The sequence below is a fragment of the Acinetobacter sp. RF15B genome (assembly GCF_007558235.1).
Taxonomy (GTDB): Bacteria; Pseudomonadota; Gammaproteobacteria; order Pseudomonadales; family Moraxellaceae; genus Acinetobacter; species Acinetobacter lwoffii_C.
Map to the genome: position 1 here is coordinate 1 of NZ_VLSR01000019.1, position 15,994 is coordinate 15,994.

General features: G+C 42.8%; 16 protein-coding genes. 9 read left to right on the plus strand and 7 right to left on the minus strand.

Annotated elements, in window-relative coordinates; all coding sequences use genetic code 11:
* Positions 1 to 96: transposase domain-containing protein (locus E2K74_RS11955; protein WP_143242124.1), on the plus strand; the 96-nt coding region annotated here is incomplete at its 5' end.
* Between the two features lie 110 nt (positions 97 to 206).
* On the opposite strand, the gene E2K74_RS11960 is transcribed toward E2K74_RS11955, so the two are convergent.
* The 3 genes from E2K74_RS11960 to E2K74_RS11970 form a co-directional block, all read right to left on the minus strand.
* Positions 207 to 2,072, minus strand: coding sequence for a SurA N-terminal domain-containing protein (locus E2K74_RS11960; RefSeq protein WP_151207845.1), 1,866 nt, complete (start codon positions 2,070 to 2,072; stop codon positions 207 to 209).
* 128 nt (positions 2,073 to 2,200) lie between these two features.
* Entirely contained in the window at positions 2,201 to 2,473 is a 273-nt protein-coding gene (locus tag E2K74_RS11965; RefSeq protein ID WP_004786051.1) for an HU family DNA-binding protein, read from the minus strand.
* 157 nt (positions 2,474 to 2,630) lie between these two features.
* Entirely contained in the window at positions 2,631 to 3,110 is a 480-nt protein-coding gene (locus E2K74_RS11970; protein ID WP_151207847.1) for a phasin family protein, read from the minus strand.
* 205 nt (positions 3,111 to 3,315) lie between these two features.
* Here E2K74_RS11970 and E2K74_RS11975 point away from each other — a divergent pair, with 205 nt between their 5' ends.
* From E2K74_RS11975 to fdx, 8 genes are all read left to right on the plus strand, one after another.
* The gene (locus tag E2K74_RS11975; RefSeq protein ID WP_151207849.1) at positions 3,316 to 3,966 is read left to right on the plus strand and encodes a hypothetical protein; all 651 of its coding nucleotides are present in this window, start codon (positions 3,316 to 3,318) and stop codon (positions 3,964 to 3,966) included.
* A 112-nt stretch (positions 3,967 to 4,078) separates the two neighbouring features.
* Entirely contained in the window at positions 4,079 to 4,552 is a 474-nt protein-coding gene (locus E2K74_RS11980) for an Rrf2 family transcriptional regulator (RefSeq protein ID WP_151203955.1), read from the plus strand.
* 1 nt (position 4,553) lies between these two features.
* Entirely contained in the window at positions 4,554 to 5,771 is a 1,218-nt protein-coding gene (locus E2K74_RS11985) for an IscS subfamily cysteine desulfurase (protein WP_151207851.1), read from the plus strand.
* A 105-nt stretch (positions 5,772 to 5,876) separates the two neighbouring features.
* Complete coding sequence (iscU, locus tag E2K74_RS11990; protein ID WP_151203953.1) at positions 5,877 to 6,263, plus strand: Fe-S cluster assembly scaffold IscU; 387 nt, start codon at positions 5,877 to 5,879, stop codon at positions 6,261 to 6,263.
* A gap of 35 nt (positions 6,264 to 6,298) precedes the next feature.
* Positions 6,299 to 6,619 carry an iron-sulfur cluster assembly protein IscA gene (iscA, locus tag E2K74_RS11995; RefSeq protein WP_151207853.1) on the plus strand — a complete coding sequence of 107 codons (321 nt, stop codon included), beginning with the start codon at positions 6,299 to 6,301 and terminating at the stop codon, positions 6,617 to 6,619.
* Between the two features lie 103 nt (positions 6,620 to 6,722).
* Positions 6,723 to 7,235, plus strand: a complete 513-nt coding sequence (gene hscB / locus E2K74_RS12000; protein ID WP_151207854.1) for a Fe-S protein assembly co-chaperone HscB — start codon at positions 6,723 to 6,725, stop codon at positions 7,233 to 7,235.
* 39 nt (positions 7,236 to 7,274) lie between these two features.
* Positions 7,275 to 9,134 (plus strand): Fe-S protein assembly chaperone HscA, encoded by a 1,860-nt coding sequence (hscA, locus tag E2K74_RS12005; RefSeq protein WP_151203950.1) that lies wholly within the window; start codon positions 7,275 to 7,277, stop codon positions 9,132 to 9,134.
* A gap of 15 nt (positions 9,135 to 9,149) precedes the next feature.
* Positions 9,150 to 9,488: an ISC system 2Fe-2S type ferredoxin gene (gene fdx / locus E2K74_RS12010; protein WP_151203949.1), complete on the plus strand. Its 339-nt coding sequence runs from the start codon at positions 9,150 to 9,152 to the stop codon at positions 9,486 to 9,488.
* Positions 9,489 to 9,786: 298 nt separating this feature from the next.
* Here the strand turns inward: fdx and E2K74_RS12015 are convergent, their stop codons facing one another.
* From E2K74_RS12015 to E2K74_RS12030, 4 genes are all read right to left on the minus strand, one after another.
* Positions 9,787 to 11,250, minus strand: a complete 1,464-nt coding sequence (locus tag E2K74_RS12015; protein ID WP_151207857.1) for an adenylate/guanylate cyclase domain-containing protein — start codon at positions 11,248 to 11,250, stop codon at positions 9,787 to 9,789.
* Between the two features lie 54 nt (positions 11,251 to 11,304).
* Positions 11,305 to 11,739 carry an HIT domain-containing protein gene (locus tag E2K74_RS12020; protein WP_151203947.1) on the minus strand — a complete coding sequence of 145 codons (435 nt, stop codon included), beginning with the start codon at positions 11,737 to 11,739 and terminating at the stop codon, positions 11,305 to 11,307.
* A 222-nt stretch (positions 11,740 to 11,961) separates the two neighbouring features.
* Positions 11,962 to 15,426, minus strand: coding sequence for a transcription-repair coupling factor (gene mfd, locus E2K74_RS12025; RefSeq protein WP_151207859.1), 3,465 nt, complete (start codon positions 15,424 to 15,426; stop codon positions 11,962 to 11,964).
* 124 nt (positions 15,427 to 15,550) lie between these two features.
* Entirely contained in the window at positions 15,551 to 15,910 is a 360-nt protein-coding gene (locus E2K74_RS12030; RefSeq protein ID WP_151207861.1) for a hypothetical protein, read from the minus strand.
* Between the last annotated feature and the right edge of the window lie 84 nt (positions 15,911 to 15,994).

The following is a 15,994-nucleotide window of genomic DNA, read 5'->3' on the forward strand; positions in this document are numbered from 1 at the left end:
GCCTATCTCAGTGATGTGCTGAAAAGGCTGCCGACACATAAAGCGACCCAAATAGAAGAATTACTGCCACATCGCTGGAAATCCAACTCAAATTAAAAAATAGGCATGGGGTTCAGCGGACGCTTACGATTTTTCTAATTAGCAGACGCCCTAAATCTAGGACAATAAAAAACCAGCCCTTAGGCTGGTTTTTTAGAGGAAAATTTTTATTTAATTTTCGCATGAGACTTTAAGTAACGTGTATAGTCATCAAATTCCTGCTGACCACGTAATTGACGATACAGTTCTACCAGCTCATTACGCTGTTCGGCACTTAACACATCAATTGGATTTTTCTTCACTTCAGAAACTGCAACCACTACCAGTTCATTTGGCATATGTGCCGTAGTAACCGACCAATGTCCGGCCTTTGGTGGTGTTACACTGAAGGCTGCACGCTGAACATCACGTTTTAGCAAACCTTCAGCACGGGTATAGATACCTACATCTTCAAAGACCAGATTGCCTTTTGTCACAGCCGCTGCTGGCTTGGTTCTAAACTCATCCAAAGTCTTCTGAATTTTTGCTTTTGCCGCATTCAGTGCTTTTTTTTCAATCAATTTTGCAGTTACATGAGGTTTAGCTTCTGCCAACGTTTGCTCGCCTGCTGCATGATAATCACGCACCTTAATCCAGACCACATCGCCATTGTTTAACTGGATACTGGAAGAAGCATTGCGATCGCCATTTTTGACATCATCATTAAACAGCTTCACTTTAACAGCAGCATCGCTCAGAAGTGGATCACGTGTCGCCAGCGTCACACCTTTGGCACTTTGAACCTGCACTCCTTTTACTTCCTGCGCCACCACTTCTAAAGAATCCGAGCTAACAATCATATCGTTTAAGCTATTCACAGTATCCGAGAACGCGTTGGATTTTTTAGTTGCCAGAACCTCTTCAGACAAACGTGCTTTCTGAGACTCAAAAGATGGTACCGCAATCTCTGGAAGAGTGACAGAAATCAGATGATACCCGTTCTCTGTTTTTACTGGAGCAGACACTTGTCCAGATTTCAAAGAAGCTACAGCCTGATCAAATGTCGCCCCAAATACACCTGCTTCATAAACAGCAATTTCACCACCCTTCGACTTAGACTCTGTATCTTCAGAATATTGTGCCGCTGCTTGTGCAAAACTGGTTCCTGCCTTGATTTTGGCAGCAACCTCAGCAGCAAGCTTTTTAGCGTCCGCATCGCTACGATTATCCGTGGTGATCAAGATATGTTTCACCTCAGGTTTAATATTCTGCTTTTGTGCTGCGACAAATGCATCATATGCCTGCTTTAACTCAACGTCTGTAACTGCCAGACTTTCAGCCGCCATATTCTCAGGCTTCAGCACCACATAGTCGACATCTACCGTAGTTGGCTGTGTAAAAATAGCTTTATGCTTTTCATAATAAGCAGCAACTTCAGGCTCAGTAACTTTGACATCTTTTTTATAACTTTCCAGACTGATACTGGCAATGTGAATCTGGCGCTGTTCCGTTTGCAAATCAGCAATCTGCTGAACATCAACACGACTAACCAGCGGATAATCCACAAAAGTTGAGGACAGCATTTTCAATGCATGATCTGTACGCAGGCTTTCGATCAAAGCATTGTTGGTCATTCCAATCGATTTCAGGTAGTTTTCATATAAAGCCTGTGAGAACTGACCATTTTGCTGAAAAGTTTGCTGCTGGGCAATCATCTGTTCAATTTGCTCTTTGCTCAGACTAATACCCAGTTTTTCAGCCTGCTGCAAAAGCAGAGTACGTGCTATTAAAGTATCTTTGGCTTTCTGCTCGATGAAACTTTGATTTAACAGGGTTTCATCGCCATTGGTATAGCTTAAATATTGTTGTTTGAATGATTTTGTTAGTGACTCTAATTCTTTTTGAGAGATGTCAGTCCCATTGACTGAGCTTACAGCATCAGAACTCCCGCCGCTAAAATATCCTTCAATACCTACAAGTGCTAAAGGGGTCAAGAATAGAACGAGCAAGACTTTGCCCAACCAACCCTTAATAACTTTACGAAAAGCTTCCATAAGTATTCCAATATTTTATTTGCAAGGGATTTTAACCGAAAATACCCATTGAATGAACGTGTTAATCATGAAATTACATCTATCAATAAAAAACGCGCCGAGAAGGCGCGTTTTATCGCTAGGTAGACTTAAGCTACAGCGTCTTTCAAGCCTTTACCTGCTTTAAAGCTAGGCACTTTGCTTGCTTTAATTTCAAGAGTCGCACCAGTTTGCGGGTTACGACCAGTACGTGCAGCACGCTCTTTTACACCGAAAGTACCAAAACCCACTAGAGTTACAGTATCACCAGCTTTTAAAGCCTCAGTAACAGAAGCAATTGTAGCATCTAAAGCTTTACCTGCGTCAGCCTTAGATAATCCCCCTTTTTCTGCAATTGCATCAATTAATTCCGATTTATTCATGAAAATTACGTCCTCTTAATATCGTTTATATAAGGTTCAAGAATTTGTTTAAATTGCCATAACGCCTTTATAGCAATGCTTTAGGTATAAACGCAATACTTATGAGCCTCTTTTTTTTCAAAAAACATGCGAAAAAAACAATGAATAATAAAGAAAGTCATTTCATTGAGGTTTTTTTCGTTATTTCCTTCTGTAATTTTTCCTGCTCTGCTGTCAGTTGATCAACTTTGGCATGCAATTGAAGGATTAGACGTTCCAGATGCTGTACATCCTTCAATGTCACCAATCCTATCCGATTCAATGAATGATGAACAGAGTTGTCGATCAATTTATCGACTTTATCTTTAGTCTCGGTTACCGACTCTTTAGCCTTCTCTGATACCCTTTCAACAGTCTGATCAGCAATGTCAGCAGTTTTGGATTCCAGCTCCTCTCCAACCTTGACCAAGGAATCAAACAGCTTATTGCCTTCTTCTTCTGCCCGTGAAAATGCACCTAATCCTGCCAGCCAGATTTGCTTGGTATATTTGCGAAAATCCAGCATCGACCTGCGCTCTACTGACGATCTGGACTTATTCTTCGCTGTTTTATCGCTCAGCTCTGTAACTGTATCTTGTGTCGTTTTTATTTTATCCATGAACACGACTCCTGCTTATTTTCTGTGTAAATATTATAAAATTATCTACAAAATCACTGCATAATAGCAAATTTAGGGCTTGATAGATTTGCTAAACTGTTCTACAAAGCAATTTATTTCAACTCTAATTTGATTTAACCCTAAAACCTTTCCACGAGCAGGAAGCTTTTTCATTTTATTTTTCAGGTAAGGATTGGTCGTATTTATGAGCGAATCGCAACAAAGTCAAACTCAACCGCATTTGTTGCTCAAGATGACTTTGATCGTTTTAGAGACAATATTTACGTTTATCCTCCAACATGACCGCGTTGTTGCATTGCAGGCAAAAAAGTTTGTAGAGGAAAAGATCACGATTAAAATCAATAGTTATGTTCCCTATTTTGATTTTTATGTACAATTCACTGCCAATGGTTTGCTGTTCGATTATAAAGCCTCAGGCCGTGTGATCGATCTGGATGTACGCACCACTCTCCTTGACCTGATTAAAATTTTTATTTTTGGTAATCGTAAAAGCATTCACAGAATGCGCATTGATGGCGACCAAATATTAAAAGACGAATTTCGTGATTTAATAACTTTATTTAGTTTGCCCAAAGTGCTCTCAGACTGGAAACACTGGTTATCTGAACCGCCTTCCAATGAAGCAGACATTATTAGCTCGAAAAAACGGATTGCACCACTTTTAAAAAAAATTGAAGAGCAGCGCTCCAAGATTAATACGCTTCAGGTCGAAGTAAAACAGTACCGCAATCGTATTAAACGTATAGAGCGCCGCCAGAAGCATATTAATCTTGTTTTTGCATCGATTACCTTAGTTTTAATTGCGTTATTAGTATATAATTGGCTGAATATGTAATTGTTTCTTTTTTCAGTAAATTAAATACACATATCCAGCATAAAAATAACTTGACTAATTTAGTCGGGATTCATAAAATCGATACATCTAGTCTAACTATGTGTATCGAATCATGCGCCTAACCACTCGCGGTCGCTACGCAGTGACTGCTTTACTTGATCTAGCTTTGCAGCCATCTGAAAAAACGATTACGCTCGCTGAAATTGCAGCACGTCAAACCATTTCTGTTGCTTATCTTGAGCAGTTATTTGCAAAACTTAAGCGCCATGGCTTAGTTTCAAGTGTTCGCGGAGCGAATGGTGGTTACCATTTAGCGCGTAATGCAGATGAAATCACTGTATTAGCAATTATTGAGGCTGTAAATGAAACAGTTGATGCTACTCGCTGTGACCATAAAGGCAACTGCCAGAATGGAGCGATGTGCCTGACTCATGATTTATGGCAAGAACTCTCCCATCACATAGCCGATTATCTCGCGAAAATCTCACTGGCTGATCTGGTCGCACGTGACAACGTACAAACCGTGTCACTACGCCAAAACTCACCAAATTTTGATTCAGACCTTTTATCGGTTACAGGTATTTGACATGAAACGTCCGATTTATCTTGACTATGCAGCAACAACTCCGGTAGATCCTCAAGTTGCAGAACGTATGATGGAATGCTTAACTTTCGAAGGCACCTTCGGTAATGCGGCATCCCGTTCACATGCTTATGGCTGGCAAGCGGAAGAAAAAGTTGAATACGCACGTGAACAGGTGGCGAATTTAATTAAAGCAGACCCGCGTGAAATCGTTTGGACTTCAGGCGCAACCGAATCGGATAACCTTGCACTTAAAGGTGTTGCACATTTCTATGCATCGAAAGGCAAGCACATCATTACTTCTAAAATTGAGCATAAAGCTATTTTAGATACATGTCGTGAGCTAGAATCTGAAGGTTTCGAAATCACCTATCTTGAGCCACAACCAAAAACAGGTTTAATCACACCGGAAATGGTTCAGGAAGCTCTTCGCCCAGATACTATTCTTGTTTCCCTGATGATGGTAAATAACGAGATTGGTACTGTGACTGATGTTGCCGCAATTGGTGAAATCACTCGCGCTAACAAAGTATTCTTCCACGTGGATGCAGCTCAGGCTGCGGGCAAGGTTGAAATTGACCTATCTACCTTAAAAGTAGATTTAATGAGTTTCTCGGCTCACAAAATCTATGGTCCTAAAGGTATAGGCGCCCTGTTTGTACGTCGTAGCCCACGTGTACGCTTAAAAGCGGAAATGCACGGTGGTGGTCATGAACGAGGTATGCGTTCTGGTACGCTTGCAACTCACCAGATCGTTGGTATGGGTGAAGCGTTTGAACTGGCAGGTAAAAACCTGGAATCTGAGCAAGCACGTTTACGTATATTACGTGACAAGCTTTGGAATGGCCTGCAAGACCTTGAGCAGGTATTCCTGAACGGCCATCCGACTCAAAACGTCGCCAACTATCTAAACGTAAGCTTTAACTTCGTTGAAGGTGAATCTTTAATGATGGCTCTGAAAGATGCAGCAGTATCTTCAGGTTCAGCATGTACTTCTGCGACGCTAGAACCGTCTTATGTATTACGTGCATTAGGTCTATCTGACGAGCTTGCACATAGTTCGATCCGCTTCAGCTTTGGTAAATACACCACTGAAGAAGATATCGATCATGTTTTAACTATCACTAAAGCTGCTGTTGAGAAATTACGTGAACTTTCTCCGCTTTGGGATATGTACAAAGAAGGTATCGACCTTTCTACTGTTGAATGGGCTGAACACTAATTTTTGAGCTTGAGATAGCCATCTAAGTATTGCTATCTCATTGATAAAAAATTTTTAATCCCCATATTTAATATTAAGGCTGACCCCGAGTTTTGGAGAAGCAACATGGCTTATAGCGAAAAAGTAATTGATCATTACGAAAACCCTCGTAATGTTGGTATTTTAGATAAAAATGCTGAAAACGTTGGTACAGGTATGGTCGGTGCACCCGCGTGTGGCGACGTAATGCGTTTACAGATTCAAGTAAACAATGAAGGCGTCATTGAGGAAGCACGTTTTAAAACGTATGGTTGTGGTTCTGCAATTGCTTCCAGCTCTTTGGTGACTGAGTGGTTGAAAGGTAAAACTCTAGACCAAGCACAAGCGATCAAAAACATTGATATCGCCACTGAACTGGCCCTTCCACCGGTTAAAGTTCACTGCTCTGTACTGGCTGAAGATGCGATTAAGGCAGCTGTCGAAGATTATCGCAATAAACAGTCTAAGGCTTGATCCTTCGTTTTTAAAGAAAGATTTATGGAGTTTTCATGATCAATTTAACTGAAAATGCTGCAACTCATATCAGCAATTACCTCAAAAATCGCGGTAAGGGTGAAGGCATTCGCGTTGGTGTGAAAACTTCAGGCTGTTCTGGCTTGGCTTATGTACTCGAATTCGTCGATGAAATCGATACACATGATCAGGTCTTTGAACAGTTTGGCGTTAAAGTATTCATTGACCCGAAAAGTCTGGTTTATCTTGATGGTCTGGAAATGGACTATGTCAAGAATGGCCTTAATGAAGGTTTTGAGTTTAACAACCCGAACAAAAAAGGTGAATGTGGGTGTGGTGAGTCTTTCACAGTCTAATCATAGCCGCTCTCCCTTATACAATTAAAACAGTGTAGTTCACACTGTTTTAATTGTATTTATACATTATTTTTTTGCCCATTAATTGCGGATTTCACCTCCCATGAATCATTTTGAGCTGTTCAATCTTCCCGTAGCACTCGATATTGATTTGGCTTCTTTAAAAACAGCGTTTTTAAAGTTACAGCAACAATATCACCCGGATAAAGCTGAAGACAAAGATCAAGCATTGATTAAATCAAGTGAAATCAATCAGGCCTTCAAAATCCTGTCTGCTGTTGATAGCCGTGCCGCCTATCTGCTCTCGTTAAAGAAACAAGATTATCATCTCGATCAGTCGATCAGTGATTTTGAATTCTTGCAGGATGCACTGGATATTCGTGAACAACTCGATGATGCAATATCTGCAGAAGAGCTGGCTTCTCTAAAAGTTGAAGTCCAGCAATGGATTGACGGTCTGGTCCGTGAATTCAAGATTGACTACACAGATGAAGACTGGGCTGAAGCTCGTGATACAGTGCGCAAATTACGCTTCTTTGTTAAAGTCATGGCCGACATCGACAAGGCAGAAGACCACCTTCTGGATGATGACAGCTTTGACCTTGATGATTTTTGATTTTCCTCTTTAATTTTAACGTGCAAAGGATGTAATACGATGGCTCTCTTGCAGATCGCAGAACCAGGTCAATCAAATGCACCACATGAACACCGCATTGCGATTGGTATCGATTTAGGCACCACCCACTCTTTGGTTGCCACGGTTCTTTCAGGTAAAGCCAAAGTACTTAATGATGAACAAGGTCGTGTATTACTTCCTTCTATCGTTCATTATTCAGAGCAAAGCACTCAGTACGGCAATGACGCTGTACCTTTTATTACCACTGATCCTCAAAATACGATTGTCTCCATAAAACGTTTTATGGGTCGCTCAAAAGTAGATATTAAATTTCAGCATCCGTATACCTTGGTCGGCGAAGCCAATGAAATGCCCGCCTTTGAAACTGCACAAGGCCGTAAAACGCCAGTCGAAATTTCAGCTGAAATTTTAAAGCAACTATTAAACCGTGCTGAATCGAGCCTGCAAAATCCTATCAATGGTGCAGTCATTACCGTTCCTGCCTATTTTGATGAAGCACAACGCCAGGCAACACGTGATGCTGCCCAGCTTGCCGGTTTGAATGTTTTACGCTTGTTAAACGAGCCAACTGCTGCAGCGGTTGCCTATGGTCTGGACCAGGAAAGCAACCTCAGTACCGACCGCAACTATGTCATTTATGATCTGGGTGGCGGTACATTCGACGTTTCAATTTTGCGTTTTGCTCAAGGTGTATTTGAAGTTCTGGCCACGGGTGGTCATACAGCACTTGGTGGTGATGACCTGGATCGGCTAATTGTCAAATGGGCAAAGAAAGAACTTCATATTGAAACGCTAAGTGATGCAGAACATGCTCACTTCGTGGTTGCAGCTCGTAAAGCCAAAGAAGCCCTATCAAATGCTGATTCTGTTGAGTTAAAGCTACTGGATCAGGCCTTAACGCTTGACCGCCCTACTTTTGAAGGCATTATCAAAGTTGCGCTGGACAAAACCATTAGCGTTTGTAAACGTGTACTGCGTGATGCCAAGCTAGAACTGGATGATATTCAAAACGTTGTTCTTGTAGGGGGGTCTACCCGCTCCTATGCCGTTCAGAAAGCAGTGCGTGAGGTCTTTAACCAAGAACCCTTATGTACTATCAACCCGGATGAAGTGGTTGCAATTGGTGCCTCGATTACAGCGAATCAGCTGATTGGCAACAGTAAAGACGGTTCTTTATTATTAGATGTAACACCTTTGTCCTTAGGTCTTGAAACCATGGGCGGACTGGTTGAGCGTTTAATTTCACGCAATACTGCAATTCCGGTTGCACGCCGTCAGGAGTTTACCACCTATCAGGATGGCCAGACGGCCATGTTAATTCACGTGGTGCAAGGTGAGCGCGATCTGGTAGAACATTGCCGCAGTTTAGGCCGCTTTGTACTGCATGGTATTCCTCCGATGACCGCGGGTCAGGCACGTATTGAAGTCACCTTTCAGGTCGATGCCGATGGTCTGTTAACCGTTTCTGCCAAGGAAATGACTTCGGGTGTAAGCGCACAAATTGACATCAAACCCTCTTATGGTTTATCAAGCGAAGATACCGAGCGTCTGCTTTTAGAAGGTTATCAGTTTGCAGAGGAAGATAAAAATCTTCGTCATTTGCAGGAAACCAAGGTAGAAGCACAGCGTGAACTTGAAGCACTGGTTCAGGCCTTGAAAGTAGATGCACATTTAATGTCTGAACAGCAACTTGCGGAGCTGACTGCTGCGCAGACTCGGCTTGAAGCAGAGCTGCAAGGCGATGATGTCAGAACCATTGAATCTGCGGTTGAACAGCTTAAAATACATAGTGATGCCTTTGCTGCACTGCGTATGAATCAACATATTGATGCTGCCCTGAAAGGCACCAAACTCGACGACTGGTCAAACTCAAACTAATTTAAGGTAAAGACTATGCCACGTATTAAAGTTCTTCCTCATGCGCAAATTTGTCCAGAAGGTGCGGAGTTTGACGTTGAACAAGATGCAAATTTGTGCGAAAGCCTGTTAAAAAATGGAATCAAGATTGAACATGCCTGTGATATGTCATGTGCATGTACCACCTGTCATGTGATCGTACGTCGCGGCTTTGACAGCCTTGAAGAAATGAATGATGTGGAAGCTGACCTGCTGGATCGTGCCTGGGGTCTTGAACCTGATTCTCGCTTGTCTTGTCAGGTTAAAATAGTCGATGAAGATCTGGAAGTTGAAATTCCAAAATACACGATTAACCACGCTTCTGAAAACCATTAAAATATCCAAATAAAAAACCACGCTTCGGCGTGGTTTTTTCATTCTTAGATTAGCATCTGAAGTAAAACACTATGTGGCTGTCATACTACCTGACTCGGACTCTTAAAGGCGAGTATTTTTCTTGAGCAAATAAATATAATGCATGATACAACTTTGACTGTGATCAGTCAGAAGTAGAATGCCCGTTCATCTTACTTCCTTCCAATAATTTAATCTCTGTTGCACTTCCTTTGAAGTCTAAGATTGATCACATGATTTTAAAAAGTGGAACAATCTGAGCTTTATGATATTTAGCTTGCTATCTGATTGTTTCAGGCGGCACAGTTTCAATTACTTCATCTTCAAGTTTTAACTTCACAATACCCTGTGAATTTGTCAGTTTCTGCTGGGTTTCAATCCGCTTGATCATTCTCTCCAGAACTTCAATCAGGTTCGGATAATCAAAGTTTTGCACTTCATCCAGATTAAGCAGTAAATGAAAGCCTTTATATTCATAATCAAACCAGCGCTGATACTCCACCTTTTGAAAAGCATATCTTTCCATCACTTGCCAGGTTCTTACGGGTGCTTTGATCCCCTTCAGGAAAATCGGTTTTTTCGGTGCACACAGATAATCATTTTTGATCAAGTTATGCGTATCATCTGAAATCAGAATTTCATCTACTTCTGCCGCACTTTGCAATCGGGCCGCAAGATTGGCATCTCGTCCTACAATGGTATAAGCCATGCGGTGATTAGCCCCATAATTGCCTACGTGACAATAACCGGTTGAAATCCCCATACGGATATGCAAAGGTGGATAACCCATTTTAACCCAGCGTTCGCGCAGCAATTTCATTTGTTGACGCATAGCTAGTGCCATTTCCAGACAGTTTTTGGCATCCTGCTCGACTCCTTCCGAGTTTGGATCACCAAAGAAAATCAGAATGGCATCCCCCATGAATTTATCGACAGTTGCCTCATATTTTTTGGCAATTTCAGTCATATGACTTAAATAGTCATTGAGCAGGAAAGCCAGGTCATCCGGAATCAGGGTTTCAGAAAGTTCAGTAAAGCCTTGAATATCCGAAAAGAAAATAGTCAGTTTTTTACGCTTGTATTCGATTTTTGCCTCAGATTCACCTTTCATGATCGATTGCCACAGCTGGACTGGCGCATAGCGGCTCAGCTGGTTGGCGAACTCCATATAACGGTTCATCTGGTCAAAATAGTGATTTTTCTTTTTGGTCATGTATTGCACACGACCACTTTGATAAAAACTTCCCACCCCAAAATACATCATTAGGCAGATAAAGCCCAGAATAGTCAGCTCACTACTACTCTGTTCAAAATAATTACCCAACCCAAAAACCAGAATAGCAGACAGGTAAAATACTATCGTTCCAATAAGACTGGCCAGTGTCGTCATTAAAAATGAGATTTTGTTACTGATTGCCGTATATAACAGTGCGGAAAGGCCCAGGAAAGAAAGAACCAGATCCAGATGTACTGCTGCGAGCACCACCGACACCACAGCCACATCAATAATAAAAAACACATTACGCTTGATGTTGGAGTTATAGCGATAGGTCAGCCACTGCGACAGCTTAGGACTAAGCAGTAGCAGTAGAACCAGCAGAAAAGGGATAAAAATCTGGTAACTGGTATCTGGAACAGTTTGGTGATAGACGACCAGTACCAAAGACAACATGATATATCCCATCAAGCGATGAAAATATTCAAAGCGTCTTGGCTCTTGATGCATCCAGTCGTCTAATTGCACTCAATCACTCTCTTAGGTCTATATCCATGAATGGACTATAGTAGCCTGCATGAATCAGTCCATACGCCAATCGAATGGCATATCGCCCTGACCACGTAACGCCAGCATCAGGGTCTGGCGCATATGTGCCAATACTTCATTATTATAAGGCACCGCCGGTGTACCCCATACCGGTTTAGGCCATGCCACATCGTTCTGATAACGAACCACATGATGAAAATGCAATTGCGGCACCATATTACCCAGCGCAGCCACATTCATTTTATCAGCACGAAATACGCGGGAAAGCTGACTAGATAACCAGCTTGACTCACGCAGGAACTGTTCCTGGTCAGCTTGGCTTAATTCATATAATTCGGTAACGCCCGGTACACGTGGTACCAGAATGAGCCACGGAAATTGCATATCATTCATCAAACGACATGTTGACAAAGGAAAGTCGCCTACAAAAAACGTATCTTGAGCAAGTTGTGGATGCAAACTAAACATATCTTTATAAATGATGCAAAATTAGAATGATGACCAATACTATCATATCCAATTAGGACTGAGTATTATCCTCAGTCACATTCGGGGCAATTTTGTATGATTTATTCAGTACAAAATACCAATCATCTCTTTCAATAATTGCCTGAAAAAACAGCGCAGTATTCACACGCGTATTCAGATGGAACAGCGTGTGAATCTGTCTCCTGTCTGAGACTGCAAATTTCAATGCAGCTGTATTAATAAACTCTCCAGCAAATCACTGATGAACTGGATCCGTTTTAGATAATCTTCCAGCATGACCATGATTTTCAGGCGCTGCCCTCCATCCATCCTAAAGTAGGTTGGATGTTTCTGCATCATCTGGATAATACTCATTGCTTGCACCGGCGTATCTGGCGCAAACTCGATATGTCCGCCATGAGCGCTGACATCAATCTTGGTAATGCCAAGCTGTTCAGCTTTAAGACGCAGCTGATGGACAGCAAATAACTGTTTGACGGGTTGTGGAGGAATACCAAAACGGTCGATCAGTTCCATACGGATATTGTCGAGCTTTTCCTGAGTATCGGTATTACTGATGCGTTTATAGAACAATAAGCGCTGATGCACATCACCGAGATACTCATCTGGAATCAAAGCTGGCATATGCAGGTTGATTTCCGCAGTGAGCGTCAGGGGTGCATCAAAATTCGGCGTCTTGCCTTTTTGGATGGCTTTGGTGGCTTTTTCCAGCATTTCCATATACAGGCTATAACCAATCGCCTGCATCGAACCACTTTGCTGTTCACCCAAGAGTTCCCCAGCACCGCGAATTTCCAGATCTTCTGTGGCCAGCATAAAACCGGCACCCAAGGTGGCTGCACGTTGAATCGCTTCCAGACGTTTTTCGGCATCTCCCTTTAAGCCTTTAAGCGAAGGCACCAACAGATAGGCATAAGCTTGATGATGGGAACGACCGACACGGCCTCGCAGCTGGTGTAACTGTGCCAGACCTAGCTTGTCTGCCCGTTCAATAATGATGGTATTGGCATTCGGCACATCAATCCCGGTTTCAATAATGGTCGAACACACCAGCACATTATATTCTTTATGATAAAAACGCTGCATGACCTGCTCAAGTTCACGTTCACGCATCTGGCCATGGGCCACCACCACCCGTGCTTCCGGCACCAGATTGCGGATATTTTCTGCGGCACGTTCAATGGTATTAACTTCATTATGCAGGAAATAAACCTGACCGCCGCGCAGCAGTTCGCGCAGAATCGCCTCTTTAATTGTGTCGTTGGTATGTTCCTGTACAAAGGTTTTTACTGCCAGACGGCGTGCTGGTGGCGTGGCAATAATCGACAAATCGCGCATGCCACTAAAAGCCATATTCAGGGTGCGTGGAATTGGCGTTGCAGTTAAAGTCAGCATATCTACATCGGCACGCATGGCTTTAATCCGTTCTTTATCACGCACGCCGAAACGATGCTCTTCATCGACAATCATCAGCCCAAGATTATGGAACTGGACATTTTCCTGCAAAAGCTTGTGCGTACCGATGACAATATCGACTTTACCCTCGGCCAGATCTTCTAGGGTTTTATTATGGGTCTTGGACGAGCCAAAACGGGACAGGACTTCAATACGTACCGGCCAGTCCGCAAAACGGTCCTTGAAGGACTCATAATGTTGCTGGGCGAGCAAGGTAGTCGGCACCAAAACCGCTACCTGCCGGTTATTTTGCACAGCAATAAATGCGGCACGCATGGCGACTTCGGTTTTACCAAAACCCACATCACCACAGACCAGTCGATCCATTGGTTTGGCCTGCTGCATATCATATAAAGTTGCTTCAATGGCATTGGCCTGATCTGGCGTTTCCTCATAGGCAAAGCCACTGGCAAATTGCATATACAGGCTTTGATCCAGTTCAAAACTGATGCCCGGCTTAGAAAAACGGCGTGCCTGAATATGCAGCAATTCGGCTGCAACATCATGAATCTGCTCTAAAGCTTTACGCTTGGCTTTATTCCAGGCATCGGTTCCAAGCTTGTGCAAAGGTGCCAAATCAGGATCACCGCCACTATAACGGCTGATCAGATGCAAATTCGTCACCGGCACATAAACTTTGGCGCCCTCGGCATAGTCCAGCTGCAGAAATTCATGATCCTGATCATCGATACTAAGGGTAATCAGGCCAGCATAACGCCCGACGCCATAATCAATATGTACAACTGGTGCACCAATACTGAGTTCGGTCAGGCTACGGATCAGGAACTCTTCTGACACCTCCTGCTGGCGCTTGCGGCGGCGTTGCACCACACGATGCTCATACAACTGGTTTTCAGAAATCACACTCAGATGATCGGTCAGTACTAGGCCACGCTCTAGAGGTGCACTGGTAATGGCAATTGCATGCAGAGATTCAACAAAGGCATTAAAACTGTCTACAGTGGGAATATCCCCGAGGCTTGGACGCAAAGCATCTTTTAAAGTTTCACGGCGACCCGCACTTTCAGCCACCAGCAAGACCGGATGATTGGCAGCATCAATATATTTTTTGACTTCAGTAAAAGGTTTTTCGCGTTTCGGATCAACAGGCAGTCGTGGCGGGACCTGAGTATCCAGATTAATTACGCCAGCTTTTTCCTCAAATGGCTCTTGCGCGGCAATAATACGACTAAACTGATTTAGCTGTTCCAATAGCTGATTGGTCGGACTAAATAAAGTGTCAGGCGGTAAAATCGGCTGATCCATATTGTGGCGACGATCTTCATAACGGCGCACGACATCTTGCCAGAATTGTTCCAGACTTTGTTCCAAAGCCTTGTCTGTAATGACAATGCCATTCTTTGGTAAGTACGAAATCAGGGTGCTTTGACCAGCTTGCATTGCCTCAGCACTGAAAAATAAAGGCAAATAGAATTCAATCCCGGGGGAAGCAATGCCATCCATTACATCCTGATAGAGTGGATTCTTCTTTGGATTGGCAGTAGGGAAAAATTCAGCATAACGGTCGCGGAAAGTAGCACGGCCTTCTTTGAGTGGAAACTCCTGTGCGGGTAATACGGTAAACTGCTCCAGCATCTGGGTCGTACGCTGGGTTTCCGGATCAAAAAATTTCAGCGTTTCAATTTCATCATCGAACAGGTCAATACGAATCGGTGCATCCTGACCTGAGGCATAAATATCAATAATACTGCCGCGTACCGCAAATTCTCCATGGTCATACACCGTATCAACCAGATGATAGCCAGCTTGAATCAATTTTTTCTTCTGTTGTTCCAGATCAAGTTTTTGACCGACACGAATATCAAAATGCTCACCCAGAATCCAGGACGTCGGTGCAACGCGCTGCGCCAAAGTTGAGGCAGACAACAGCAACACGCCGCTTTGTGGCATATTTGATAGAATGGCCAGACGTTCCGAGACAATATCTTGGTGCGGCGACAAACGGTCGTAAGGCAAAATCTCCCAATCCGGAAAAATGATGGGCTTAATCCCATAAAATTCCAGCTCACTTTCCAGTTGCCCCAAGTGCTGATTATTGCGCGCGATGATCACAAACAGACGCGACTGCTGCTGCCTGATTATTTCTTTTAGTAATAATGCAGTAGACGAGCCTTGCAGATTACCTAACCAGCGTTTCTCGCCTGCTTTGAGCCTAGGTAAATTAAGTTGGGAAATTTCTTGTTGGAACATGTATATAGCTTTAAAGTCTAAACAACATGGCGCTTATATTATCACGATGATCCAGTGCGCTTTCGTTATTTTTATGCAGTCCTGATCATTCCGCTATAGTGTATAAAACTTGTGTGTCGCTGGCCTATTTTTGGTCGCGTAAAAACTGACGATAATAGTCATTCAATTTCTTTACAATTGTTTTAAATTGCAGCAGGTTTTCTTCGGTATTCGCCAGAGGCTGATTAAAGCGCTGATGCGCAATTTCCAGATCAATCTTTTCATTAATGATCATCGCGCTAGAATAAAGTTGCGCCAGATCATCAAAACTTTTCATGCGGCGATTGGATAAATACTCCAGACGCGCTCCCAATTCCTGATTGAGCTGAATTCCATCAACGATATATCCTGTACCTTCTACATATTGGATATTCTGTTCTTCCAGATAAAGCTGTGCTGGAGAAGGTTTATTGGATTGAAAGAGTTTAGTGATTTTATCAAACATGTTTTGCAGCAATTCCAGTTCATCTAAAGGTCGGTATATAGTCTAGATGAAAAAGCCCCAAACCCACATGAGGATTTGAGGCAA